The organism is Marinomonas profundi (assembly GCF_020694005.1).
GTDB lineage: Bacteria > Pseudomonadota > Gammaproteobacteria > Pseudomonadales > Marinomonadaceae > Marinomonas > Marinomonas profundi.
Window position 1 is genome coordinate 2316949 of sequence record NZ_CP073013.1, and the last position, 26399, is coordinate 2343347.

The 26399-nt window shown below is 47.2% G+C and carries 24 protein-coding genes; 16 read left to right on the top strand and 8 right to left on the bottom strand.

What is annotated here, in order from left to right:
• Positions 1 to 6 precede the first annotated feature (6 nt).
• Positions 7 to 384, top strand: coding sequence for a DUF4870 family protein (locus tag J8N69_RS10855; protein ID WP_168827524.1), 378 nt, complete (start codon positions 7 to 9; stop codon positions 382 to 384).
• 9 nt (positions 385 to 393) lie between these two features.
• Here the strand turns inward: J8N69_RS10855 and J8N69_RS10860 are convergent, their stop codons facing one another.
• Complete coding sequence (locus J8N69_RS10860; protein ID WP_168827526.1) at positions 394 to 1323, bottom strand: hypothetical protein; 930 nt, start codon at positions 1321 to 1323, stop codon at positions 394 to 396.
• A 215-nt stretch (positions 1324 to 1538) separates the two neighbouring features.
• Here J8N69_RS10860 and J8N69_RS10865 point away from each other — a divergent pair, with 215 nt between their 5' ends.
• Positions 1539 to 2822: a ribonuclease J gene (locus J8N69_RS10865; RefSeq protein ID WP_227803873.1), complete on the top strand. Its 1284-nt coding sequence runs from the start codon at positions 1539 to 1541 to the stop codon at positions 2820 to 2822.
• A gap of 30 nt (positions 2823 to 2852) precedes the next feature.
• Here the strand turns inward: J8N69_RS10865 and epmB are convergent, their stop codons facing one another.
• Positions 2853 to 3875, bottom strand: coding sequence for an EF-P beta-lysylation protein EpmB (gene epmB, locus J8N69_RS10870; RefSeq protein WP_168827565.1), 1023 nt, complete (start codon positions 3873 to 3875; stop codon positions 2853 to 2855).
• 134 nt (positions 3876 to 4009) lie between these two features.
• On the opposite strand from epmB, the gene efp reads away from it, so the two are divergent.
• From efp to J8N69_RS10890, 4 genes are all read left to right on the top strand, one after another.
• Positions 4010 to 4585 carry an elongation factor P gene (gene efp, locus J8N69_RS10875; RefSeq protein ID WP_168827528.1) on the top strand — a complete coding sequence of 192 codons (576 nt, stop codon included), beginning with the start codon at positions 4010 to 4012 and terminating at the stop codon, positions 4583 to 4585.
• Positions 4586 to 4812: 227 nt separating this feature from the next.
• Positions 4813 to 6483: a sensor domain-containing diguanylate cyclase gene (locus J8N69_RS10880; protein WP_168827530.1), complete on the top strand. Its 1671-nt coding sequence runs from the start codon at positions 4813 to 4815 to the stop codon at positions 6481 to 6483.
• A gap of 328 nt (positions 6484 to 6811) precedes the next feature.
• Complete coding sequence (locus J8N69_RS10885) at positions 6812 to 8512, top strand: cation:proton antiporter (RefSeq protein WP_168827532.1); 1701 nt, start codon at positions 6812 to 6814, stop codon at positions 8510 to 8512.
• Positions 8509 to 9483, top strand: coding sequence for a universal stress protein (locus tag J8N69_RS10890; RefSeq protein ID WP_168827534.1), 975 nt, complete (start codon positions 8509 to 8511; stop codon positions 9481 to 9483). Before J8N69_RS10885 ends, J8N69_RS10890 begins: the two co-directional genes overlap by 4 nt.
• Positions 9484 to 9568: 85 nt before the next feature.
• Here the strand turns inward: J8N69_RS10890 and J8N69_RS10895 are convergent, their stop codons facing one another.
• Positions 9569 to 10009, bottom strand: coding sequence for a DoxX family protein (locus tag J8N69_RS10895; protein WP_168827536.1), 441 nt, complete (start codon positions 10007 to 10009; stop codon positions 9569 to 9571).
• A gap of 242 nt (positions 10010 to 10251) precedes the next feature.
• Here J8N69_RS10895 and J8N69_RS10900 point away from each other — a divergent pair, with 242 nt between their 5' ends.
• Positions 10252 to 10980, top strand: coding sequence for an SDR family oxidoreductase (locus tag J8N69_RS10900; RefSeq protein ID WP_168827538.1), 729 nt, complete (start codon positions 10252 to 10254; stop codon positions 10978 to 10980).
• 176 nt (positions 10981 to 11156) lie between these two features.
• On the opposite strand, the gene J8N69_RS10905 is transcribed toward J8N69_RS10900, so the two are convergent.
• Positions 11157 to 11855 (bottom strand): pirin family protein, encoded by a 699-nt coding sequence (locus J8N69_RS10905; RefSeq protein WP_168827540.1) that lies wholly within the window; start codon positions 11853 to 11855, stop codon positions 11157 to 11159.
• Positions 11856 to 11985: 130 nt separating this feature from the next.
• Between J8N69_RS10905 and J8N69_RS10910 the strand changes: the two genes are divergently transcribed.
• The 6 genes from J8N69_RS10910 (at position 11986) to yjfF (ending at position 18981) form a co-directional block, all read left to right on the top strand.
• Positions 11986 to 12906: a LysR substrate-binding domain-containing protein gene (locus tag J8N69_RS10910; RefSeq protein ID WP_168827542.1), complete on the top strand. Its 921-nt coding sequence runs from the start codon at positions 11986 to 11988 to the stop codon at positions 12904 to 12906.
• Between the two features lie 144 nt (positions 12907 to 13050).
• A complete protein-coding gene (locus tag J8N69_RS10915; protein WP_168827544.1) occupies positions 13051 to 13998 on the top strand; it encodes an AEC family transporter in 948 nt (315 codons plus the stop codon).
• A gap of 211 nt (positions 13999 to 14209) precedes the next feature.
• Positions 14210 to 15208: an ABC transporter substrate-binding protein gene (locus J8N69_RS10920; protein ID WP_269751512.1), complete on the top strand. Its 999-nt coding sequence runs from the start codon at positions 14210 to 14212 to the stop codon at positions 15206 to 15208.
• Positions 15209 to 15292: 84 nt separating this feature from the next.
• A complete protein-coding gene (locus J8N69_RS10925; protein WP_211085220.1) occupies positions 15293 to 16879 on the top strand; it encodes a sugar ABC transporter ATP-binding protein in 1587 nt (528 codons plus the stop codon).
• A gap of 63 nt (positions 16880 to 16942) precedes the next feature.
• Positions 16943 to 18016 carry an ABC transporter permease gene (locus tag J8N69_RS10930; RefSeq protein WP_168827546.1) on the top strand — a complete coding sequence of 358 codons (1074 nt, stop codon included), beginning with the start codon at positions 16943 to 16945 and terminating at the stop codon, positions 18014 to 18016.
• Complete coding sequence (gene yjfF, locus J8N69_RS10935) at positions 18013 to 18981, top strand: galactofuranose ABC transporter, permease protein YjfF (protein ID WP_211085223.1); 969 nt, start codon at positions 18013 to 18015, stop codon at positions 18979 to 18981. The genes J8N69_RS10930 and yjfF overlap by 4 nt, the downstream gene beginning before the upstream one ends.
• Positions 18982 to 19114: 133 nt before the next feature.
• Here the strand turns inward: yjfF and galU are convergent, their stop codons facing one another.
• Together galU and J8N69_RS10945 are read right to left on the bottom strand one after the other, a co-directional pair.
• Positions 19115 to 19951: a UTP--glucose-1-phosphate uridylyltransferase GalU gene (gene galU, locus J8N69_RS10940; RefSeq protein WP_168827548.1), complete on the bottom strand. Its 837-nt coding sequence runs from the start codon at positions 19949 to 19951 to the stop codon at positions 19115 to 19117.
• A gap of 109 nt (positions 19952 to 20060) precedes the next feature.
• The gene (locus tag J8N69_RS10945; protein ID WP_168827550.1) at positions 20061 to 20939 is read right to left on the bottom strand and encodes an ArgP/LysG family DNA-binding transcriptional regulator; all 879 of its coding nucleotides are present in this window, start codon (positions 20937 to 20939) and stop codon (positions 20061 to 20063) included.
• Between the two features lie 110 nt (positions 20940 to 21049).
• Here J8N69_RS10945 and J8N69_RS10950 point away from each other — a divergent pair, with 110 nt between their 5' ends.
• Positions 21050 to 21658 carry a LysE/ArgO family amino acid transporter gene (locus J8N69_RS10950; RefSeq protein ID WP_168827552.1) on the top strand — a complete coding sequence of 203 codons (609 nt, stop codon included), beginning with the start codon at positions 21050 to 21052 and terminating at the stop codon, positions 21656 to 21658.
• Between the two features lie 72 nt (positions 21659 to 21730).
• Here the strand turns inward: J8N69_RS10950 and J8N69_RS10955 are convergent, their stop codons facing one another.
• Entirely contained in the window at positions 21731 to 23014 is a 1284-nt protein-coding gene (locus J8N69_RS10955; protein ID WP_168827554.1) for an MFS transporter, read from the bottom strand.
• 546 nt (positions 23015 to 23560) lie between these two features.
• Between J8N69_RS10955 and J8N69_RS10960 the strand changes: the two genes are divergently transcribed.
• Positions 23561 to 24898 (top strand): glutamine synthetase family protein, encoded by a 1338-nt coding sequence (locus J8N69_RS10960; protein WP_168827556.1) that lies wholly within the window; start codon positions 23561 to 23563, stop codon positions 24896 to 24898.
• A gap of 56 nt (positions 24899 to 24954) precedes the next feature.
• Positions 24955 to 25494: a GNAT family N-acetyltransferase gene (locus J8N69_RS10965; RefSeq protein ID WP_168827557.1), complete on the top strand. Its 540-nt coding sequence runs from the start codon at positions 24955 to 24957 to the stop codon at positions 25492 to 25494.
• Between the two features lie 5 nt (positions 25495 to 25499).
• Here the strand turns inward: J8N69_RS10965 and J8N69_RS10970 are convergent, their stop codons facing one another.
• Positions 25500 to 26279: a HalD/BesD family halogenase gene (locus J8N69_RS10970; protein WP_168827559.1), complete on the bottom strand. Its 780-nt coding sequence runs from the start codon at positions 26277 to 26279 to the stop codon at positions 25500 to 25502.
• Positions 26280 to 26399: the final 120 nt, after the last annotated feature.

Below are 26399 nucleotides of genomic sequence, written 5' to 3' on the forward strand. Positions count from 1 at the left end.
GTCGCTATGTCAGGATTTGAGCCAGATCACCCGTTTAGAACACTTACACCTAGGGAAGAAAACGCCAAAAGCAATGTGGTGATTGCCTATGTTTTTATGCTGTTAGGCATTTTCACGGGGGTGTTTTGGTTGATTGGTGCCATTTGGGCCATGGCAAAAGTAGCGGAAGCCCGTGGCACCAAGTTTGAAGATCATTACGTCAATATTATCAGTACTTTTTGGTGGGGGATTTTCTGGGGGCTGATTGGTCTGGTGTTGGCTTTATTTTTTATTGGTTATATCGTCTTGTTTGCCGTTTGGGTTTGGTCGATTTTTAGAATGGTAAAAGGGATTGCCAGAGTCACATCGAATCAATCTTATCGGGCCATGTTTAATCCCTTTTAAGCTCGGCGGCTAATTGCTTTGTAGGGTCATCTGGCTGTTTTTATAAAGCGTGCCTTCGTTTGCCAGTAAGGTAAGTGCTTTGAGGCTAATCGGCGAAGCAGGTGACATAGCCAGTGTTAACTGCTTAGGCTCCTGTAAAAAAGCTTGTACAGCCGTGGCAATTTGTTTGGCTTGTGGCGAGTCGGCAGGGGCTAACCCGAGTGCTTGGCTCGCTAAACTCAACGTTATCAGCTGATCTTGTATGACTTTAGGCTGAAGGTCAGATGGAGGGAATAGGTGATGAATTAAGCCTAACTCCTCGTATTTTACCGTTAAAGAATGAAGCTCAATGCCTTCTCCATAAATAATTGCTAATGCTTCAGGCTGACCTAGTGCCAGAGACGCCAGCAAGTCGGTGCGTAGATCCGATAGGTCGACGCTATTGTTCAGCCGTGTTATCGCAGAATCTAGGGTGATTTTACCAAGGTCTTTTATGTCTATTTTCAGCACAGAGGAGACATGCTCATTTTTAATTTGGGAGGTAAAAGAGCCTTTACCCAGCAAAGTATCAATCCCTGCTGCGCGCATTAATCGCCCTGTGTCTCTTGATAGACCATCAATGGGGCTTTCTTGTATCCAAAAATCTATGTCTAGATTTGGGTGTTTAATCATGTAGCTATTAAAGGATATGCGCGCGAATCTTAACCAAGGCGCGTTTTCTGCACCAACGCTGACACCTTCAAGTGACGGTGTTAGGGTGAAAGGATTAAAATAGACGCTTTGGTAGCGTACCAAAGACGCTAAACCTGAGCGCTCTAGTTGCTCTTGGATTTTTTCCTCAGCGTATTGCGCGCCAAAGCGTTGCACCGCATACAGCCCTAATATTGCCAAGCAAGACAGCAAGATAAAATAGGTTAGCACCTTGCCTAACAGGGTTTGAAACTTAGAAGTTGTGTTCAATGTCATAGTCCAGTAAAAAATTAACGGGCGAAACGAGTCAACCGATGTGTGATGGTCATGGTGTCGGTAGGCGAGATTCTAGCGGAAAATGCGTATCATGGACAAAGTTTACGTTTTTCATTTTATTCATTAACAAGGAGTGCGTTATTTCATCTTTGATTCCTTCGCGAGAAGATCTATGGTTTTTACCTCTAGGGGGCACGGGCGAAATCGGTATGAACATGAATCTTTATGGTCATGACGGCCAGTGGCTGATGATCGATTGTGGTGTTTCCTTCAACGAACCGCTCATACCTGATGACCTGCGTACTTCCGAAATTGTCTGCGCCGATCCGCGCTTTATTACTGAGCAAAAAGAGCGTTTGGCGGGCATCGTCATTACTCACGCCCATGAAGACCATGTGGGTGCCTTGCCTTTTTTGTGGCGACGCTTTAAGTGTCCAGTTTATACCACAGCGTTTACCGCCGAGGTGCTGCGTCGCAAGCTGGCGCAAGTGGGCTTGACCGACCAAGTGCCGATTATCGAAGTGAAAGCAAACGAAACCAAAAAAATTGGCGTGTTTAATGTCAAATGGTTGGGGCTGACTCATTCTGTGCCCGAACCTTATGCAATGACGATTGACACGCCAGCGGGGAAGATTTTTCATACTGGCGATTGGAAAATTGATAAACAGCCTATGCTTGGCGAGGCTTTTTCTCCTACGGCTTTTCAGGCGTTAGCCAAAGACAATATTCTCGCCATGGTGTGTGATTCAACCAATGCGTTAAAAGACGGTTTTTCACCGTCCGAAAACGACTGTTATCAGGGCTTATTAACCACCATTCGTGCCGAAAAGAATCGTGTGGTGGTGGGTTGTTTCAGCAGTAATGTCGCCCGTTTAGTGGCTTTGGGGCGAGTCGCCAAAGAAACAGGTCGTTATCTTGCGTTGATCGGACGATCGCTGACCAACATGGTCAGCGCTGCCCGAGTGACAGGCCATTGGCCGGACGATTTGCCTATTATCGACGCCACACACCTTGGCTATTTACCCCGGGAAGAAGTGCTGGCGGTGGTCACCGGAAGCCAAGGAGAGCCACGGGCCACCTTGAACCGATTGGCCGCCGATAATTGCTTTGACCTGAGTCTTGAAGCGGACGACTTGGTGATTTTTAGTGCCATGCGCATTCCGGGCAATGAACAGGCCATCGATCGATTAGCCGAGCAATTTAAGGGGCGAAAAATCCGCACCTTACAAGCCCATGAAACCGACTTAACCATTCATGTAAGCGGCCATCCTTGCCGCGAAGAGCTCAAACAGCTTTACACTTGGGTACAGCCGCAATTGGCGATTCCGGTTCATGGCGAGCCGAAACATTTGGACGCCAACGCCGACGTGGCGAAACTCAGCCATGTGCCGGATCAGTTGGTCGGCCGAAATGGCGACTTATACCAGTTGGCGCCAAACGTCAGCATTCGACGTCAGCAAGTAAAAGTGGGGCGGATAGCGCTGCTTAGATGAAGACAGTAGATAAAGACAGAAAATACCTTGTTAGTCTCTTTCGTTAAAAATCGGTGCGAAGACGCTTTTTGCTGGCTTGCCGGGGATTTCCTTGGCGAGCCTTGGTACTAAATAGCCGGGCAACTCTGCGGCTACTTTACCCATTAGCTGCTGGGCGTTTTCAATGCTGATGTCAAAGTGCGCGGCGCCCTCGACTGGGTCTAAGGTGAACATGTAATAAGGCAAAATACCGGCGTCAAACACGGCTTCGCTTAAATTGACTTGCGCTTCTACCGAGTCGTTTATGCCTTTTAATAATACGCCTTGGTTGAGCAAGGTGACGCCCGATTTTTTCAATTTATCGGCCGCCTGAGCCAGTGCTTCGTCCACTTCATTGGCATGATTAATGTGCCACACCATGACGATGTCCAAACGGCTGGCGTTGATCCATTTCAACATGTCATCGCAAACGCGATCTGGGATCACTACCGGCAAACGTGAATGAATGCGCAGCCGTTTTATCTGCGGCAAGGCCTCAAGCTTGTGTACTTTATCAGCGAGTAGGGCGTCTTTCATCATCAAGGGATCGCCACCGCTTAAAATCACTTCGTTAATTTCAGGATGATCTTGTAAGTAATCAGTTACTGACTGCCATTCCGCTTGGGCGAGTTGATTGTCGCCGTAAGGAAAATGACGACGAAAACAATAACGGCAATTGACCGCGCAGGTGCCCGTGGTGATCACCAACAAACGGCGTTTGTATTTATGCACGATGGCTTTTTGCGGATTATGGTCGGCTTCTTCTAACGGGTCTTTTGTGTAGCCGGCGACTTTTTGCATTTCAGCGGCGCTGGGCAAGATTTGCAGCAGCAAGGGGTCGTTGGGATTGCCGTACTCCATGCGAGACAAATAAGGCCGAGGCACTAAGAGTTTAAAACTTTGGTGCGCCTCTATGCCTTGCTGAGCAAGATTTTTTGGCAGGCCTAAGTGCTCAATCAGTTCTGGCACGGAGGTTAATGCCTGTGATAGGTGCTGCGACCAGCTTAAATTAGGGGTTGTTTGAATCGGTATCACGTCAAATATCTGCAAAATTGTCTTCATTTGGGTTATGATTGCGCCAACTTTATTTTGGTCTACTCGGCCAGTGGCTCTCGCTGACATGATACGTCAGTTAGCGCTTTTTCTCTAAAAATATACGGTGAGGATGTATGGCTAATATTTCTACCAGCGAAATGCGCAGCGGTTCTAAAGTAATGGTCGACAACGATCCATGTGCGATTATCGACAACGAACACGTAAAACCCGGTAAAGGCCAAGCCTTTAACCGCATCAAGCTGCGTAATTTAAAAACTGGCCGCGTGTGGGAACGTACTTTTAAATCAGGTGATACGTTAGAAACAGCAGACGTAATGGACACCGATATGGAGTACTTGTACACCGACGGCGAGTTCTGGCATTTCATGGCGGTGGATGGTTCTTTTGAACAACATGCCGCCGATGAAACTGCCGTAGGCGACACGATTAAGTGGCTAAAAGAGCAAGAAAAATACGTGGTCACCCTATACAACGGTGCGCCATTGGCGGTTGCTGCGCCTAACTTTATTGAGCTTGAAGTAAAAGAAACTGACCCTGGCGTGAAAGGCGATACGGCTAACGGTGGTTCTAAACCTGCTTTCTTGGTGACAGGCGCCATGGTTCGTGTGCCACTGTTTATCAATATCGGTGAAGTGCTGCGCGTTGACACTCGTACTGGCGATTACGTTTCTCGCGCTACGGGTAAATAATTTCCTGCTATTGAAAGCAACAGACAAAAAAACCTCGACTGCTTTGCTAGAGCGCTCGAGGTTTTTTGTATTCTGGCGTTAGCTTGCTAAGATGGCGAGGTTGTTTTCAGTGATGTTTTTGCTGGTTTTTTTTGGCCTATTTCCTAAATGATAGGGACAATTAGGCTATTGTTGTCATACTGTCACTGAGTGCTGTATTTTTAATTTTTTACGCTGAGGGCCTTTAGATGATTATTAAAGGGTTTAATACGTTTCGCAACCGCATTACTTTATTAACGGGCGGGCTTTTGCTTTCTCTTAGTTTGGTTCTTATTACCTACCTTTATCATGTTGCGACGACACGTCTTTCTACCGCCAGTGGTGAGTCTTTAGTCAATATTAGCCAGTCTATTTCCACCATGCTTAGCGCCAATTTAATAGAAAGGGAGCGAGAAATTATCTTGTTGAGTAAGCGCTCGTCCTTGTTTAAAGAGCAGGACTTGAGCGACTTACAAGAAGCCATTGACCAAATTAAAGACTCTTATAAATATTATGCTTGGATTGGTTTTGCCAATCCGGATGGCGTTGTGTTGGCATCGGGTAATGGCCTGTTAAAAGGCGCGGATGTCAGTCAACGTCCTTGGTTTATTAACGGCCAAGCTGGGGCGTTTATTGGCGATGTCCATAAAGCGTTGTTGCTTGAGCGCTTGCTTCCAAAATCACAAACGGGTACACCGATTCGCTTTATTGATTTTTCTGCTCCGGTGATGGGGGAAGATGGTGAGTTAAAAGGCGTGGTCGCCACTCACGCGGACTGGCTTTGGGTTGATGATGTTTTATCGTCTGCGTTTACTCAGGTATCGGAAAGAAAAGGCGTCGACATTTTTATTATTGATAATGAAAACAATGTTCTCTACCCAGATAACGACCTTGGTGACATTGAGGTGCCTAGTGCATTGCCGCAAGAAAATCAGTTTCAGTCATTGGTTTGGCAGGATGGAGAGGATTATCTTACCAGCTTGGTGGCGGTGAATTTTCCTGAGTCGACGAACTTGGGTTGGAAAGTCGTGGTTCGTCAACCCACGGCGATTGCCATGGCAGACGTGAAAGAAGTGCATCGATTATTGTTGGTATTGGGGGTGTTTTCGACTCTGTTATGCATGTGGTTGGCGTATCGATTTGCTAGCTCGCTGAGTCGCCCTTTAGAACGTTTGGCGAAAACAGCCAGAAATATTCAGCAAGGTAATCGCAATGTTTCCTTCCAAGATGACAGTCAATTAAAAGAAGTAACGAGTCTAAGTCGTTCTTTGCAGGAAATGATGTCGTCGTTATTGGATCGAGAGCGTACCTTGTTGCAATTGACGGTCACCTTAGAAGCAAAAGTAAAAGCCAGAACCGCGCAATTAGAAGCCAGTAATCGCTCTTTGGAAGCCCTTGCTCGACAAGATCCGCTGACCAAAATTTTCAATCGCTTAGCTTTAGATGAAGCATTGTTAAAAGAGTATGAGCTGGCCAGAGAGCATAATACGGAATTTGCCATCATCATGGCCGATGCCGATTACTTTAAGAAGGTAAATGACCAATATGGTCATACCGTCGGCGATAACGTACTTAAAAATATAGCGAATGTGATGAAGGACATCGTTGACAGTGCAGGCATGGCGGCGCGTTTTGGTGGCGAAGAATTTACGGTTCTACTGCCCAATACACAGATCGAAAAAGCACAACAAGTGGCAGAAACACTGCGAGAAAAAATCGCCAGCACGGAAATGGACACTGGCTTATTTGTTACCGCCAGCTTTGGCGTCGCTATGTTTAAAATGACCGATGATCATTATGAGCAAGTGCTTAATCGAGCCGATGCCGCGCTTTATAAAGCGAAAGACAGAGGCCGTAATTGTGTTGTGGTGAGTGACTAAGGCCCCAAAACGGACTGTTTTAAAATGGATTGTTTAGCCCTAACGCCAAACAACACAGCAAGCCCTTGATGGATTTACCAACAGGGGCTTTTTTATGATCTAAATCAAAATAAAAAGAATCTCTTCAGTCATAAAGGAACTTGGGCTTCTTTTCTCTGGTCTATCAATTGTTCAGCTTAACTGGCAGAAAGTGAGAAAGCGCTTTAGTCTCAAAAGACGATCGATGTATTTGATGATCTGTGCAGTGATTGCCATAAGCATGAGGATTTAGGAGTGGAAGGCGCATTTTTTGAGCCATTCCTCATTAGGTTAATATAAGGAGTTTGCCTTGTTTGAATTAATTACCCAGTCGTCTTTCAATGAAATTGCGGCTTTATTAGTGTTGGCAGCACTGACGGGGGGGGGCGGCTTATTGCTTAGGCAGCCTTTGATCGTGAGCTTTATTGCCGTTGGCTTGATTGCGGGGCCATCAGTTTTAGATATCGTGCATTCTAAGGAACAAATCAAACTGCTTTCCGAGTTAGGCATTGCTATTTTGCTGTTTCTGGTTGGTATAAAACTGGACATAAAGCTCATTAAATCGATTGGTTGGGTGTCGGTATTAACCGGTCTTGGACAAGTCGCTTTTACCTCTATTATTGGTTTTTTGATCGGCCTGATGATTGGCTTGGATATGACGTCCAGTCTGTATGTTGCGGTTGCTCTGACCTTTTCATCGACCATTATTATTGTAAAACTCCTGTCTGATAAAAGAGAAATCGACTCGCTACATGGGCAAATTGCGCTTGGCTTTTTGATCGTTCAAGATCTTGTCGTGGTGATGGCAATGATTGTTTTGGCGACGATTGGCATTGGGTCTGGGCATGGCGGTTCTGGTCACTCGTCCGTATGGCAAGTGGCAGTTTCTGGTGTGGGGTTGCTGTTATTTGTCATTGTTTTTATACGCTATATTGCCAATCCTCTTACTGGGCTTTTGGCGAAAATACCTGAGCTGTTGGTTATTTATGCGATTGCCCAAGCCGCTTTGTTTGCTGCAATAGGCAATATGGTGGGGCTTGGCATGGAAGTAGGCGGTTTATTGGCCGGGGTTGCGCTAGCTTCTACGCCTTTTCGAGAAAGCATTGCGGCGAGACTGGCGCCGTTACGGGATTTTTTGCTGTTGTTTTTCTTTATTGCATTAGGCGCGACCTTAGATTTGTCATTGCTGGGCTCGCATATCTATGGCGCGATTCTATTTTCGCTGTTTGTTTTGATTGGCAACCCATTGATCGTCTTGGCCATTATGGGCGTGATGGGGTATCGAAAAAGGACGGCTTTTTTAGCCGGTCTAACGGTTGCTCAAATCAGTGAGTTTTCGCTTATCTTTGTGGCAATGGGAATCAGCTTAGGGCATGTATCACAGGATGTTCTAGGTTTGGTGACATTGGTTGGCATTATCACTATCGCGGTGTCAACTTACATGATTACCTATTCTCATCAGTTATACGCATTTTTTGAACCAGCACTGGGAATATTCGAGCGACAACATACCACCCGTGAGCAAAATGTCGAGCAAGGCCCAAGCAATCATCCTCACGTTGTGGTATTTGGTTTAGGGCGTTTGGGTACCGCCATTGCCACTCGATTGTCTGAACAAGGGATTAGAGTGCTGGGGGTGGATTTTAATCCATCAGCGACGAAACATTGGGGGCAATTAGGGCTTCATACGGCCTATGGTGATGTTACCGATGCTGAGTTTATTGCCGAATTGCCGTTGGGGCATGCTAAGTGGGTCGTATCAACGATTCCGCATCATCATACTGGGGTGTCTTTCGAAGACACCAGAAGAACCATTGTGCAGCTGGTTGAAACGACTCGCTTTAGTGGTAAATTAGCGGTTGTATCGCACAGTAAATTAGAAACAGAAGAGTTGAAGCGCCTTGGTGTTAGTCTTGTTCTGGAACCTTTTCAGGATGCCGCTGAGCGTGCAACAGAGCTACTGCTTGACGGTCTAGCTGAACCGTCACCAACAAAGGGAATTTCTCCATGAAAAAATTTAATAATATTGTTTATGTCGCTAATCATGATACCGATGCACTTTCACCTTCCTTTGTTCAAGCGGTTAATTTGGCCAAGGCTAACCAAGCTGATTTTACGCTGTTGCAAGTTCATCCAGATATAAAGTCAGCGGGGCTTTCCCATTTGACGGGTATCCAAGAAGAAGAAATAAAAAGCAAACTGTTAAAGCACGAACACGAAAGGTTAGCGGCACTTATTCAATCCATAGAGCCACCGTTTAACGCCAGTATCGACATACGCTTTGGCAAAAAATACATAGAAACGATTCGCGCTGTGCAGGATAAAAAATTCGACTTGGTGATTAAAGAAGTTACCCATCAAGATTGGCTTGACCGTTTGTTGGGCAGCGATGACATGCACTTGTTGCGCAAATGTCCATCTCCTGTGTGGTTAATGAAAAAAAATGAAAAACCAAAATACCAACACATTATTGTCGCGGTTGATTTGGGCAATGAGTTCGAAACGGATGATCAAAAAATAAATGATGAATTGAATAAAACGCTGTTAGCGCTGTCGAGCTTACTGGCATTATCCGCAATGGCGACGCTGCATGTGGTGAATGCGTATGATGTGCCTCATACAGGTTTTATTGGTTTGTGGGTAGAACAACCAGAAAAAGTAGAGAAACAGTTGTTTGAAAGCGAATATCGCAATAGACGCTATCAAATGAACACCATGATGGAGGGTTTGAAGCAAATGCTAGGAGAGGAAACCTTTGATTATCTGTCACCGCAAACTCATATTATACCGGGGGCGGCTGATCGAGAGTTGCCCAAGTTAGCCAATAGTTTAGGCGCTGATTTGATGGTGATGGGAACCGTGGCGCGCTCCGGTGTCGCTGGGGTGATTATTGGCAATACCGCAGAAACCATACTCGCCCAACTGCAATGCTCGGTTTTAGCGGTCAAACCCGATGGCTTTGTGTCGACAATCTCAGCATAAACCCTTGCACAAATACGAATAATAAAAAACCTCGGTGGTTGCCCAGCGAGGTTTTTTTTATGACGGAATAACTTAGATATAGCGTTTAGTTTTTCGTCGAAATCGCCTTATCCACAGAGAAAGAGCCCGCGCCGCTGAACACCAAAGACAGCGCCACAACCAAAAGCGTTAACGCGAATTCGTAACCATTGTTTGCCATAAACAAACCATTTGAGATGTGTGCAAAAAAAATGGCGATAAGCATGGTAAATGCAATAATGGCAGACGCAGGACGAACCAACAAACCGATTACGAGCGCCAAGCCGCCAAAGAATTCTGCACTCCCTGCCAACAGCGCCATCAAGTAGCCAGGCTCTAAACCAAGAGACGCCATGAACTGCCCCGTCCCTTCTAAACCGTAGCCACCAAAAGAACCAAACAGTTTTTGTGCGCCATGGGCCATTAAAATTAAACCCACTGGAACACGCAAAATTGTGCTAGCGATACCAGAAGTTGTGCTGGTGATGTTTTGAATCAATGTTGTCATTTTTACTTACCTTAGTGTTGGTGGGGGTTACTTAATATATATGTGCACTATATATAACAAAAGAAAAATAAGGTAACGGAGTATTTTGAAGTAAATGATCAGTAAAATTGAACATTACTGGCCACCAAAGATTGATTTGCATTAGTTATGCACAAAAAAGTAGCAGAACTCTCTATAAATACAGTGGTAGCGTGTTGTTGTCTGAATTTTTATCAATGAATAACAATAAGCGGAATAAAAGCATGTCGAAAACATTAATAGGAAAAATCGCGGTGGTGACGGGTGGCGCGTCAGGAATTGGCCTTGCTAGCGTTGAAGGCATGATAGCCGAAGGCGCTCAAGTGGTGATCGTTGACCGAGATGAATCGGCATTGCAAGCGTTGCAAGACAAGCATGGTGACGCGGTCGTGACCTTGGCTGTGGACTTGTTGGACCCCGTTGCTTGCTCGGCGTTGGTGCCGCGAATTTTAGAAAAAACCAACGTGATTGATATTTTTCATGCCAATGCTGGCTTGTATGTCGGCGGTGATCTCGTTGATGCAGACAACGACGCCATAGATCGAATGTTGAATCTGAATATCAACGTGGTTATTAAAAACGTACGCGATGTATTACCGCATATGATCGAACGAGGCGTGGGCGATATTTTAATCACCAGCTCGTTAGCAGGGCATTTCCCGACCCCTTGGGAACCGGTTTACGCCTCGTCAAAATGGGCGATAAATTGCTTTGTTCAGACGGTGCGTAGACAAGTCAGCAAGCACGGCATTCGCGTTGGTTCCGTGTCGCCCGGCCCGGTCATTACGTCTCTGCTATCGGATTGGCCCGCAGAAAAACTCGCAGAAGCCAAAGCAAAAGGCAGCTTGATGGACGCCAGCGACGTCGCTGAAGCGCTAATATTTATGCTAACGCGTCCTCGTCATGTGACGATTCGGGATGTGGTGATGTTGCCGTCGCAATTTGATCTCTAGTGGCAATTTGACTTCTATAATAAGAGCCCTTGGTTGTCAGCTATAATCGAATATAACTATCGAATAGAGTGATCAAATAAAACTAAACCCGTCGAATTTGACGGGTTTAGTTTGGGTTATATTAAGTGGCTATGAACAAAAGCAAGTGGCTATGGACAAAAGCATCAGCTGAAAAATTATACAAGATCAAACAATAGCGCTTTGACGCGTTGCTCGCTGAGTCGTTCAAAGTGTATTTCTGTTACCTCTTCAATTTTTGCGCCGTCGCCGGGTTTAATGGTGATGCCGTCTTCTAGCGAGAGTTCCCCTTCAATGACGTGCACGTAGTAATGGCGCTTGCTGTCGGCTTGCCATGTGGCGGTTTGTTGATCTTCTAGGATCAGTTGGATCAGCTGCATGTTTTGTTTTATGTGCAGTGTGCCGTCCGCGCCATCTGGGGTGATGATGGTGGTGAAGCCTTGTGCTTGGCTAAATTCCTTTTGTTGATAGCCCGGTTGTCCGCCTAGCTGGTTGGGTTGTATCCAAATCTGTAAGAATTTCAGCATGTCACTTTTAGAGGCGTTGAATTCGCTGTGGTAAATGCCTTTGCCTGCGGACATGAGTTGGTATTCGCCGGCGGGCAGTTCTTTTACGTTGCCTGCGCTGTCTTTGTGGGCGATGGTGCCTTCCAGTACTAGGCTCAGGATTTCCATGTCTTTGTGGCCGTGGGTTTCAAAACCTGCGCCGGGTGTGACGGTGTCGTCGTTGATAACGCGCAGGTGGGAAAAGCCCATGTGCTGAGGGTCGTAGTAGTTGCCAAATGAAAACGTATGATGGCTGTTTAACCAACCAAAGTTGGCGTGTCCACGGTCTTGGGCGTTGCGAAGTGTGATCATGGTGTTTCTCCTAAAAGTTGTTTAAGTACTCATGTCTTAACGAATGACGTGAGTGTAGACGGTGGAAAAATAAAAGAAAATCGGAAGGTTTTGAGCTAGTATTTCAAAAAAATTGAATAAAGGTGAAGCAATGGCATACGCGGTGACATTAGAAGCATTACGGGTATTGGAGGCGATCCATCAGTTGGGCAGTTTTGCCGCCGCGGCGGACGCTTTGTTCAAGGTGCCGTCGGCATTGACCTATACGGTGAAAAAGCTGGAAGACGATTTAGGTGTGGCCTTGTTTGATCGATCTCGACAAAAAGCCGTGCTCACGCCAGCAGGGCATCTCGTGTTGGAGCAGGGGAGAGCCATTTTAGCGGCCGCCATGCGCTTAGAAGATTCGATCAAGCAATTTGAGTCCGGCTGGGAGCCTAAGCTGAGAATCGCCCGTGATACCGTGCTGCTGGAATCACCTCTGATGTCGGTGGTGGGGGACTTTTTGTCACAGAGTCGGCCGGTTGAGTTAACCTTGTCGGAAGAAGCGGTCGGTGGTGGTTGGGATGCCTTGCAAGACGATAGGGCCGATTTGGTCATAGGCGCGACAGGCGAGTTGCCAAAAGGCAATGTGCATATTCGTGCCATTGGCGAGATTGAGTTTGTCTTTGCGGTGTCGCCAACGCATCCGTTGGCCTTGACCGCTGGGCCGATTACGGCGGCGCAATTACGTCACTATCCGGCGATTGTGGTGGCCGACAGTTCAAAAATTTTGCCAGCGCGCAGCAGTGGTGTTTTTGAGAGTCGCCAAGTGCTTAGGGTCGATACCATGCGCAGTAAAATTCAGGCGCAATGTTTGGGTTTAGGCGTGGGGTATTTGCCGAAGCATCGTATTGTTGAGGAGCTGAATTCGGGGTGTTTGGTGTTGCGTCAGTGTGAGTTGCCAAGGCCAAATCAAATGGCGTATTTGGCGTGGCGTAAAGATGATCCGGGCAAAGGCTTGTCGTGGTTTGTAGAACAATTGGCCATTCAGGATTGGCAGCTTTGTCATTCCCGCGAAGGGGTGTATCGCTAAACGAATTTCGTCGATCTTGTCGTGCTTTAGCGCGTCAAGGGTTTTGGTTTGGTGTGATCGGGCTTTTGACGGCCTAAAGGCTGACAGGTGATTACCTCGTGCTTTCGGGCAGGGGGCATTTGGGTTATTTTTTAAGGGGTGTTTGTGTTTTCTCTCTCTCTTTCCGTGTTGCCGGTGTTTTTGTTGTTGATGGCGGGGGCGGTGTGCCAGCGTTGGCGCTTTCCGATGGAAGGTTTTTGGTCGGGGGTGGATAAGCTGTCTTATTGGTTGCTGTTTCCGGCCTTGTTGTTTCATAAAACCTCGCAGATCGACTTCAGCAATCCTATGTTGCCAAAGTACGCGTTTATTTTGTTGTTTGCCTTGTTGGTGACGGCGGTTTTTGTGTTTGCCAGTACGTGGTTGATGAAGGTGGTGGCGCCGACGGCGTCGTCTATGTTGCAGGCGGGAGTGCGTTTTAATACCTTCGTGATGTTAGCCTTGGCGGGCAGCTTGTATGGTGATGAGGGGCTGGTGTTGGCGGCGTTGGGTGCGTCGGTGCTGATTCCGTCCATCAATGTGTTTTTGGTGGTGTCGATGACCTTGATGCATGGGCCGTCTTCGGCGGACCGTTCGTCTTCCAGTTCTTTACCCCGTTTATTAAGCAGTGCCTTGATTCGTAATCCGTTGATTGTGTCGATTGTGCTGGGCAGCAGTTTGAATTTGTTGGGCTGGACGCCGATTATTTTGCTCTCCGACGTAGTGGGAATGTTGTCCCAAGCGGCGTTGCCGTTGGTGTTGTTGGCGGTGGGTGCCAGTGTGCGTTTTGAGAGCATTCGTTCTGTCGGCATGACGTTTGTGATGTCGTCGGTAGCGCGTTTTGTGGTGTTTCCTTTGGTGATTGGGGTGATGTGTTGGTGGCTGGATGTGCGTGGTTTGCCCGCCCTGGTGGCGGTTTTGTTTGGCGTGGTGCCAACGGCAACATCGGCTTATGCCTTGGCGCGCCAGCTAGGAGGCGATGCGGATAGAATGTCGGCTTATATTACCATGCAGACCTTGTTGTCTGTGGTGACCTTGCCCGCCAGCGTGTGGTTGAGCCAGATGTATTTAGGCTGAAGCAGAGCAAGGGTGTGGTTGAATAAACAGGGTGAAAAAGATATGTTGCGGTGTTTTTGCATATCAATATTGATATGAGGTTTGCTGTAACTTGCATTTGAAAGCACAGGAAGTGAGTTATATTCTCAATGGCAGAGTGGCATGTGATTGGCAATAAGCTGCTATGTGGCGCTCAGGTACAGATCACAACAAAAACAAAAAGGAATCTAGTATGCAATCTCTCTCTGTTCGTTCTTCTGTTTGCCATTCGTTACCATGGTTGGGTGCTTTTAAGCGCAAGGCTTTGCTGACGACTTTTTCTGTGTTGCTTCCTGTGTTGTCTGCTTCGGCAATGGCCGCTGATCTCACCATAGGTTTTTCGCAAATTGGCTCTGAAAGTGGCTGGCGAACGTCTGAAACCGAATCCATTAAAGCTGAGGCTGAACGCCGTGGCTATGATCTAAAATTCTCCGATGCGCAACAAAAGCAAGAAAATCAAATCAAGGCGGTGCGTTCGTTTATTGCGCAAGGCGTTGATGGCATTTTGCTGGCGCCTGTGGTGGAAACTGGTTGGGATCAAGTGTTAAAAGAAGCCCAACGGGCGAAAATCCCCGTTGTCTTGATTGACCGTGGTGTGGCGGCAGACCCTAGTTTGTACCTAACCAAAGTGGCGTCTGATTTTACTGAAGAAGGTGCCTTGGCGGCTTCTTGGTTAGCGGCGCAGACTAATGGTCGTTGTAACATTGTTGAGCTGCAAGGCTCGGTGGGTTCGTCTGCGGCCATTGACCGTAAAACGGGCTTTGACGCGGTGATTGGTAACTTCCCCAATATGACCATTATCCGTTCTCAGTCTGGTTCCTTTACCCGTGCTGGCGGTAAAGAAGTGATGGAGAGTTTCTTAAAAGCCGAAGGCGGTGCGAAGAATATTTGCGCGCTGTTTGCTCACAATGACGACATGGCATTGGGCGCGATTTTGGCGATGAAAGAAGCGGGCGTGAAGCCAACCAAAGACATTTTAGTGGTGTCTATTGATGCGGTGCCAGATATCTTTAAAGCCATGGCCGATGGCGAAGCCAATGCGACTATCGAGTTGAATCCTCATCTTGGTGGCCCAGCATTTGATGCGATTCTAGCGTCTCAAAAAGGCGAGAAAGTCGACAAATGGATCAAGGCAAACGGTCCATTGTACCTTCCAGACACAGCGGCTGCGGAATACGCGAAGCGTAAATAATAGACAGACACACCTAGGGGCGAGACGCTCCTGTTCCTAGGTGTGAATTATTTTTTATGTTAGCCAAAACGGAGACCGCGAATCATGTCGCATTTAGTCCAAGAAACCTTGGCCGTTACAGAAATTAAAGACCCCCTGATAGCTAAAGAAGCCTTGCGAGTCGCAGCGGCGCACAGTGCTGTTCGTCCTTTGCTCGACATCCAACATTTATGCAAATCTTTTACCGGTGTTCAAGCGCTTAATGGCGTGTCTTTGCAGATTCAACCGGGCGAGATTCGTGCTTTGTTGGGCGAAAATGGCGCGGGTAAATCCACGCTGATTAAGGTGCTAACCGGCGTTTATCCACGCGACAGCGGTGAAATTGTATTAGACGGTATGCCGATTAATGCCTCCGATAGCGGCCATGCTCAGCGTTTAGGCATCAGCACCGTGTATCAAGAAGTGAACCTGATTCCGACCATGTCGGTGATGGAAAACCTGACCTTACAACATCAAGCAAAAACCTTTGGTCTGATTAGCTGGAAGAAAGCCGAAATCCGCGCCCGAGAATTATTAGCACAAGTCGGTTTAGACATTGACCCATTGCGCCAGCTAGACACCTATTCGATTGCCATTCAACAGTTGGTGGCGATTGCCCGAGCGTTAAGTACAGAAGCGAAAATGCTGATTTTAGATGAGCCGACGGCCAGTCTGGACAGTGATGAAATCAAGCAGTTATTTGATCTGATGAAACGTCTGAAGTCCGAAGGCTTGGGCATTATTTTTGTCACGCATTTCTTGGATCAGGTCTACAGCATCACCGATAGTATCACGGTGCTACGTAATGGCGAGTGCATCGGTACTTTTAACACCGCCGAGCTGACGCGGTCCAACTTGGTCAGTCATATGGTGGGTAAGTCGTTGGAAGAGCTTGCGCCAACCGCCCATGACCATTCCATTAAGCGCGAACGCACCGAACTCTTGCAGTTAAATAATGTGGGCAAACAGCGTTATTTGCAGCCGTTAGATTTGAGCATTGCCGCCGGAGAAATTGTCGGCGTCGCGGGGCTACTTGGCTCGGGTCGCACTGAACTGTGTGAATTGGCGTATGGTTCGGTGAAACCAGATCAAGGGGAAGTCACGCTGGGTAAGCATTCGTTGACGAAATCGTCTTTGCGGCGGGCGATCCAAGAAGGCATGGGCTATTGTCCAGAAGATCGTAAGCAAGACGGCATCGTGGCGGAACTGAGTGTCAGAGAAAACATGATTCTTGCGCTGCAAGCGAGCAAAGGTTGGTGGTCGCCGATTTCCATGGCAGAGCAGCAAAACCTAGTGGAAGAAATGATTCAGCGTTTGGCGATCAAAACACCTGATATGGACAAGCCCATCGGTGAGTTAAGCGGTGGCAATCAGCAAAAAGTGATTCTTGCTCGTTGGTTGATTACGCATCCGGCCTTGCTGATTTTAGACGAGCCCACTCGCGGTATTGATATCGGCGCTCACCACGAAATTATCCAGATCATTAAAGAGCTGTGTGAGCAGGGCATGGGCTTGTTGGTGGCGTCTTCTGAGCTGGAAGAATTGGTGATGTTTGCCCATCGGGTGGTGGTGATGAAAGACCATCATAAAATATCTGAGCTGCAGGGCGATGAGGTGTCAGAGCAAGCCATCTTGCGCACCATTGCCAGTTAAAGTGTGATTGTAAGTCTCTTTATTAATCTCTTTTATAAGCCAGTATTCAAAGTAGCTGTTTCTATGAAAAAACATAATTTTCTGCATAAACATCAAAAAACGCTCGCGCCCTTGTTGTCGCTGGTGTTGATTATTTTGGTCACCGCCTCGGTTACACCGGGTTTTTTGAGCATTCAAATGGTGGATGGGCACTTGTTTGGTAGCCTGTTGGATATTCTTCATCGCGCTACGCCAACGGCCTTGGTGGCATTGGGCATGGCGGTGGTGATTGGCACGCGCGGTATTGATTTGTCGGTGGGCGCGGTGATTGCCATTTCTGGGGCGGTCACTGCGGTGTTGACGGTGAATACTGATTGGCCCGTTTGGTTAGTGATTGTATGCGCCTTGGGAGTGGGCATGTTGTGCGGTTTGTGGAATGGAATTTTGGTGTCGGTGTTTTCTATCCAGCCGATTGTTGCCACCTTGATTTTGATGGTGGCGGGACGCGGTATCGCACAGATGATCACCGAAGGGCAAATCGTCACTTTTCATTCTGAGGTATTGGACGCCATTGGCAATGGCTATTTCTTGGCGTTTCCGATTCGGGTGTGGATTGCGATAGGCATGATTGTATTGACGCTGGTGGTGATGCGAAAAACCGCGCTGGGTTTGTTTATTGAAGCGGTAGGCGCCAATGTGCGAGCCAGTCGTTTGATGGGGATCGAAGCGCGTTTGTTGGTCTTGTCGGCTTACGTGTTTTCCGGATTTTGTGCGGCGCTGAGCGGTATTATTCTCGCGGCGGACATTCGTGGCGCGGATGCTAATAACGCCGGATTATGGCTAGAACTGGATGCGATTTTGGCGGTGGTTTTGGCCGGAGCCTCGTTAGCGGGCGGGCGTATTTATTTGCTGCTGACCATTGTTGGTGTGCTGATTATCCAAACCTTAACCACGGCGATTCTAACCAGTGGTTTGCCAGCGCAATACAACTTGGTGGTGAAAGCGACCATTATCCTGGCGGTGCTGCTGATTCAATCACCGAAAACACGTCAATGGATCTCTGGTTTTTTTACGAAAAAGCAGAATGCAGGTAAAGACAGTGTCGGGAAAAACAGTGTCGGTAAAAACAGTACCGATAAAGGGAGCGCGAAAGTATGATAAATGAACGTAACTTGCCAATACTGGCAACCCTGTTGGTTTTCATCCTGCTGTATGGTTTTGGTGTGTACGAATACAAGGGCTTTCGTGACACCTTGGTGTTTTCAAATTTACTGACTGACAATGCATTTTTGATCATCACTGCGATTGGTATGACCTTTGTGATTCTGTCTGGTGGCATTGATTTGTCGGTTGGGTCGATGATCGCCTTTATCGGTGTGTTGATGGCGTATCTTATTTCCAATACGGGCATGCACCCCTTGTTTGCTATTGGCATTGCCTTGGTTGTCGGCGTCGCCTTTGGTGCGGCCATGGGGGTGATTATTGCGTTTTTCGAGATACAGGCCTTTATTGTGACCTTGGCGGGGATGTTCTTGTTTCGCGGCTTGGCGTATCTGATCAACCTAGACGCGGTGCCGATTGATCATCCATTTATTTCAGGACTATACGATATTTATCTGCCTTTGCCGGGACGCGGTGGTTTGACCTTTATTGCTATGGCCATGTTGGTGTTGTTGGCAATAGGCATTCTAATTGCTCGTCGCACGCGTTTTGGTATGAGTGTCTATGCTTTGGGTGGCGACAGTCATTCGGCGGCGTTATTGGGCGTACCGGTGAAAAAAACCATTATTAAAATCTATGCGTTAAGTGGTTTTTACAGCGCCATGTCTGGGGTGATTTTTGCCATTTATACCGGCTCTGCTTATCCCTTAGCGGCGGTTGGAGTGGAGTTAGACGCGATTGCCGCCGTCGTGATTGGCGGTACCTTGTTAACCGGTGGCGTGGGCTATGTGTTTGGTACCTTCTTGGGCGGCATGATCCAAGGCATCATCCAAACCCTAATTACCTTTGATGGCTCGTTAAACAGCTGGTGGACCAAATTGGCAGTAGGGGGCTTGTTGTTGTTCTTCATCTTGCTGCAAAAAGGCATTGTGGTGTGGGTGAAAAAACGCTCAGCGAGTTAGTGGTTTTACAAGATACGGTCGTACCTCCCTCATCAGGCCTACGAAACTAGCATAATCAGGCACAAAAAAAGCCAGTACATTTGATGTGCTGGCTTTTTGATTTATCTTGCTGCGTTTTATTTCTCTGACAAGGTTAGGCTTCAGTCGGATCTTTGTAGATGTTTTTGTAGCAGTAGTTGGTGGCTTCAACAAAGCCGTCTACGCTGCCACAGTCAAAGCGTTTGCCTTTGAATTTATAGGCTAATACGCAGCCTTCTTTTGCTTGTTGCAAGATGGCGTCGGTGATTTGCACTTCGCCGTTACGGCCTGGTGGCGTGTTGCGGATCTTGTCAAAAATATCGGCTGTGAGTATGTAGCGACCAATGATGGCAAGATTTGAAGGCGCTTCTTCTTTAGATGGCTTTTCCACCATGTCGGTCACTCGATATAGGCCTTCCATCATGGATTCGCCTTGGATCACGCCGTATTTGTGTACTTCGTCTTCTGGCACTTCTTCGATGGCAACAATGGTGCAACGGAATTGATTATAGAGTTTGACCATTTGCGCCATCACGCCGTCGTCTTCACCAAAGCAAAGGTCGTCTGCTAGCACCACGCCAAAGGCTTCGTCGCCGATCAGTGGTTCGCCCGTTAATATCGCATGGCCAAGACCTAGCATGTTGTTTTGACGAGTAAAAGAGAAGTTGACGTTGTCGATAAGGTAACGGATTTCGCTTAGGTATTGTTCTTTATTGGTGCCAGCGATTTGGTGCTCTAGCTCGTAGCTGATGTCGAAATGGTCCGCAATGGCACGTTTACCACGGCCAGTCACAAAAGTGACATTGTCTAGCCCCGCTTTGACAGCCTCTTCTACGCCATATTGAACCAAAGGTTTGTTGACGATCGGAAGCATTTCTTTTGGCATGGATTTGGTGGCGGGCAAAAAACGTGTGCCATAGCCAGCAACAGGGAATAGACATTTGCGAATCATAATTTTTCCTTAAAATGGTTGGGTAAAATGGCGGCCCAAATAATGGCTGTCCAACGGTAATAACGCTCCAGCAGTACGTGCAGCCTGCCTGTCTCAATAGAAGTCTTGATTATAGAGCATCTTTTGTGACCGTTAATATCACCTTGGTTAACCGATCTAATACAGCTGAATTAAGTTTGTACCAATGCCAATAAAGTGGCAAGGCCAGTCGCCTGTTTGGTAGCAAGGATACCAGTTTCTTGCTTTTTATTTTCTGTTTAATTTGAATACTAGGAATTAAAGCACAGACCGTGCCACCCATCACCAGCTCCACAAAGCCATGGGAAGAAGGATACCAATGGCTGTGGCTAATGTCGGTTGTGACGTTTAAACACTCGTTTTGATAACGCACCCAGAGTTCATCGTGTTCGTCATAAATTAACGACGGCGATTTTAAAACGGTTTCTGCACTGAGGTCACCTTTTAAATGCGTTTCGATAAAGCTCGGCGTGGCAACCAGTTCGTAATACATATTGCCAAGAAAAACAGAATCCCCACCCGCCACTGGTGTACCAATTTGACTAATACAAGCCACCACTTCGCCCGTTTGCAGCAAGGCGCGTGTTTTGGCTTGGTCAGCGGCTTTTATATGCAGCTTGGTTTTATCGGTCGCAGAAAACTGACTGACCACCTCGGTAAACCAGGTCGCCAGGACATCATTATTGACCGCAATGCTGATGGGCTGTGTGGCTTGATTGCCTTGAATGGCTTCTTGTAAGCCTTCTTCGAGCATGGTGACTTTATTGAAATGTGCCAGCAGTTGTTCGCCAAGTGGTGTGGCAATCACGGGTCTGGCGCGAATTAGCAAGGGTCGTCCGCATTCTTGTTCTAAGCGCTTGATATTTTGTGACACGGCAGACTGTGTGAGGTGAAGATATTCTGCGGCTTTGTCGAAGCTTTGGAATTTTAGGACCGCGTGGAGGCTAGTCAGGGCTTTATAATCCATCATTATTTTTTCTAATATAACTTTAGTTTAATTAATTTTAATTTAATGCCTGCCTTGCGTAAGATCAAGCCATGTTGAGGAAATCGTTCGGATATAGGCGGTAGGATAACGTTATGTTGGCATTTTTGAGTGGTGCGATTACGGGCGGCGGTTTAATTGTCGCGGTTGGCGCGCAGAACAGTTTTTTATTAGAACAAGCATTAAAACGGCATTATGCCTTTCCCATTGCCCTGTTGTTTATCTTGAGCGACGCTATTTCTATTGCGCTTGGGGCCTTTGGTTTGGGGTTGATTCTGCAAAGTCATGATTGGCTTTTGTCGGCATCGCGCTGGGGCGGTGTGGCTTTTCTGGTGTGGTTTGCGCTGGGGAAATGGCGCGCGTCTTTCCAACAAGAGCATTTGATTCTGGAGCAATACAGTCAGCGGCTTGCGCTCTGGCCATTGGTGCTAATGGGGTTCGCGGTGACTTGGTTGAATCCGCATTTTTATTTGGATACGATGATTTTGATGGGCAGCTTATCGAACCAATGGCAAGACGCGAAATGGCAGTTTGTGTTGGGTGGCGTGTGCGCGTCTGTGCTGTGGTTTTTGTCTTTGGCGCTGGTGGGCAAATTTTGTGCAAGATGGTTAGAAAAAGCCGCCTTTTGGCGCTGGTTTAATCGTATTAATGCGATCTTGATTTGGTCTATAGCGTTGAAAATAGCCACACAACCCTTGTCTTAATGGAACAAGCATTGTGTGGCTGGCTGGCTGGCTGGCTGGCTGATAGGGATAGCGATAGGGATAGCAAAGCGCTTACAGTTTGATTTCCACTTCGTGACTTTTTTCTTCTGGATGGGTTGAGGAGTCTGCTTCGACCAACATCTCAGCCGTTGCGACAGACGATACCGTCAAGGCGACTGGAATCTGATCCCCTTGATCTTCAATGATCATCGCTGGCTGATGTTTGATGCGGTACAGAGCCACGACGGCGACGCTGATGTTCAGGAGCGCCACAAACCAGAAAAGCGCGTCAATGCGAATCACATCCATCAAGGCGGCGGCCGCTAAAGGTCCTATCATGCCGCCCACACCGTTTAGCAGTATCATGCCGCTACTGGCAGATAAAATTTGTTCTGGGCGTAACTGGTCGTTAATATGCGATGACGCCAGCGAGTACATAGGGAAGGTAAACGCCCCGACAGAAAACATGCCGAATATCATTAATACCTGACTGCCAAGCCCCACGCCTAATGGCACGATGAAGGCGGCAATGGCACCGACTATGCCCACCCACAAAATAGTGACACGGCGGTCTTGGCGGTCCGACAGTTTACCAATAGGCCACTGCAGCAACATGCCGCCCACGTAGCTGGCACCAATAAAGAGCGAGATCTCCGCGATGTTCATGCCGATACTTTTTGCGTATAAGGCCCCCAAGCCAAGAATAGCGCCCGACGTGGCGCCAGCAATGGTGACGCCAGTTACCCCCAATGGTGCGGTTTTAATCAGCCCCATTATGTTGAGTTTTTCTGGCACATTAATGGTCGGCGACGGTGTTCTTATCAATAAAAGTGGCACTACGGCCAACGAAATCAGCACTGACGTTAAAATAAATAAGCCATAGCCGCTTGGCGAGGATAGGTTGAGTAAAAGCTGACTAATGGTCTGGCTCGCCCATATTTCGATAATATAAATAGAGAACAAGCGGCCACGGGTTTTATTAGTGGCAATATCATTCAGCCAACTTTCTGTGACAATAAATAAACCGGCGTAACACAAGCCCGTCCCCATCCTCATTAGCATCCAAAACCATGGATCAACCACAACGGATTGCAGCAAAATCGTCACCGAAGCCAAAGACGCCACTGCAGCGAATACGCGGATGTGCCCCACATTCTTGACCCAGTTCGGCACTAAAAGTGAACCAAGGATAAAGCCAAGATAGTAGGCAGACATGATCAGACCCGTTGCCGTGGTATTAAACTCTTCGATCGAGGCACGAATACCGATCAATGAGCTTTGTAAGGCACTGGCCATGGTTAAAATGGCGATACCAATCAGCAGACTCCAAACGGGAATCAGGGTTTGCTTTAACATGCAGTGTCCTTATTGAGCGGGCAGTATTTTAATGAAAGCGTGATAATGATCCTAGTTGATCATTATTTGCGCCGACTATACCAAGAGAATGGTTGAATGCAATCAATAATCGAGACCTTTCACGACAGCTATGCTCGCCAATACTTTGTTAAAAATAAACTCAAAATGCTCATTTATAACCCATAGACTCCGCTTTCTCGTCTATTTTTGCCTCGTCTTGCCTTTGCTCGCTACATCGTGAAAAGGTCTCGCATCACCCTAGTAAAAGATAGCAAAGAAAGCGGGGATTTTCTGGGCGAAAGACGCATTTTTCCGTGACGCCATTAAGGTTGTTATATTTTATGCCAATGTCTTTATTTATCAGCAACTTTTTTAACAATAAGTAGGCTCTAGGTGCTTGCTAAGCAAACAGGTTTCAGCGATAACATAACGATGTGAGTCAGCAGCATATGGCTGGCGTGGGCCGTCATGGTTGGGCGTAAAGGCGGGGTAAAACGACCGTGGGTTATCCAGTATCATAATGGCGTAGATGGAATAAGGTGAGTTATGACAGAGTTTGAAGCGTTTTTGAAAGAACATTCTATTACTGAAATTGAGTCCACACTGGCCGACATGACGGGCAATGCCCGAGGCAAGTTTTACCCAACTTATAAGTTTTTGGCCGAGTTGTTTGGTCGCATCCCAGAAACCATATTAGTACAAAGTGTCACGGGTGATTGGGCAGACAACCACTATGAGCTGGTGGATGCCAGTGACCGTGATATGGAGCTTCATCCCGATCCGAATACTTTTCGATTAGTGCCATGGGCAGATGAACCAACAGCGCAAATCATCAACGATTGTTACGATAAAAGCGGTCAACTGCACCCCCTTGCCAGCCGGACGATTTTGCGCAACATTCTTGCGTTGTTTGCCAAAGAAGGCATCACCCCGGTGATTGCACCAGAGGTGGAATTTTACCTGATTGATCCCAACACCGATCCAGATTATGAATTAAAGCCAGCGGTAGGGCGTTCAGGTAAACGAGAAACCTCGCGCCGTTCTTATAGCATCGACGCGGTGAACGAGTTCAATCCGGTGATCGATACCCTTTATAGTTACTGCGAAGCACAAGGCTTGGACGTGGACACCTTGATCCATGAGTCTGGTGCGGCGCAGATGGAAATCAACTTTATTCACGGGGATCCGCTGGACTTGGCCGATCAGGTGTTTGTCTTCAAACGTACCTTGCGAGAAGCCGCCATGAAGCACGGCATGTACGCGACTTTTATGGCCAAACCCATGCAGCATGAACCGGGCAGCGCCATGCATATTCACCAAAGTTTGGTGGACAGCAAAACCGGAAAAAACCTATTTGACAACAATGGCAGCCCGAGTGAATTGTTTTATCACTACCTAGGCGGACTGCAGAAATACACGCCGAACGCCATCAGTTTTTTTGCGCCTAACGTGAACTCTTATCGTCGCTTTTCGCCGGATATGGCCGCGCCAATCAACATGCAATGGGGCTTTGACAACCGCACCGCCGGATTGCGAATTCCGTTCTCGGCACCGGAAGGAACGCGCATTGAAAACCGTTTCCCCGGTGCCGATTGCAACCCGTACTTGGCGATTGCCGCGACCTTGGCTTGTGGTTATCTTGGTATTAAACAGAAGTTACAGCCTACCGAACCGGTGGAAGGCAAAACGCCCCCTTCGGAAGAAGTAGAAATCGCACGAACCTTGGAAGAAGGTTTGCGCTTGCTAGAGGAATGCCAACCGCTTTGCGACATCATGGGCGAGCATTTTGTCAAAGCCTTCATGGGGGTAAAACGCAGCGAATTTGAAACCTTCAACCGAGTCATTAGCTCCTGGGAGCGAGAGCACCTACTACTAAACGTGTGATGCTTAGGATGTTAGGTCAAGTGATAACAAGGCAAGTAAATAGGCGGTTTTTAAAAATGCCAATACAGTCACCAATACAGTCACCAATACAATCAATTATCCAAACCATGTGGCCTGACATACTCAAAATACAAGCTGACGCGTATTCCGAAATCGAGCCAGAAAGCTTAGTCGTACTGCAAAGCAAATGGCAGCAATCGCCGGATTGTTGCTTCGTCTATTTAGAAAATAAGAACGATTTAGACGATAAGAACGACATAGAAGATAAGGACATACTGGGGTATTTATTGGCTCATGCTTGGCACAGCGAAACACCGCCAAAGTTATACCAAACCCTACCGGAAGACAGCCATGGCGCGATATTGTTTTTACATGACCTAGCGATCTCAAAACGCGCGGCGGGAAGGGGAGTAGGCTCTCAAATGGTGAAATATTTACTGGAGAGCGCTACTTCATCTGGTTTCCAACGCGCCTTATTGGTTTCCGTACAAGACTCAGTGCCATTTTGGAAAAAGCACGGTTTTGTCGAAGTTATGAATCAGCAAGCGAGTGAGAGTTATGGGGACGATGCCAAAGTTATGATGAGAGTGCTTTGAAGTGTTTAATTTACTCGCCCATAAAAGGTCTTACTTGCTGCTTCAGATAGAGCTATGCCAGGTTGTGAGTTATAGGCGAGAACCGCCAACATACGCGTGGTATCGCCTTGTGTCGGCGTAACTCGATGAATAGCATTTCGACCACGGAAAAGCACCAAAGCGCCGGGTTCGATTGCCAATTCTTTGACCTTTTTCTGGCCTGCGAGAACCTCACTGACACCGCTATAATTCATCTCGCCAGCATCGGCATCACGCATGTTTTCAATGTATTCAAACACACCGCCGCCCTCAGGCTTTTGAATTAACAAAGTAATAGCAAACGACGAGTTATCGAAATGCCAACCTAGTTCTTGTCCCTTGCTGGCGTAATGTAAATTGATAGAGGAAAGATTATCGGCGTAGTTGTACAGCGCTTCTTCGTCTAACACACTGGCAAGAAAGACTCGAAATAAAGCCGAATCATAAATCTGTCGTAATGGCGATTTACTATCAATTTGGTCGTCAGTGATACAGCCCTTAGACGAAATGACCTGCTTATTTCTCGCATGATCTGCGTCGAAATGTGGATCGACATGCGTTAAGTAAACGTTATGAGTGGACTTGGTATACCACGCGAGATCCTTCTTCGCCTCGCCTTCTTCAATAATGGCCTGAACCGCCTTATGGTTGAGAAAATCAGGCAAGACCAAAGCACCGTTTTTTGCTAAAGTTTTTTTGCAATTTGCTCTAAAATCACTATTTTCAATAGGGTAAGTAGTTGTATTAATGATATTTGATAATGACATGAGAGTTGCCCCTTAGGTTTTGATCTCTTATATTGCCAATGATGATAGCGTTCAGATTAATGACGTTAGCAACACAGTTAAAGCAATATTTTGTACACACATTGTTAATTTTTACTTAAT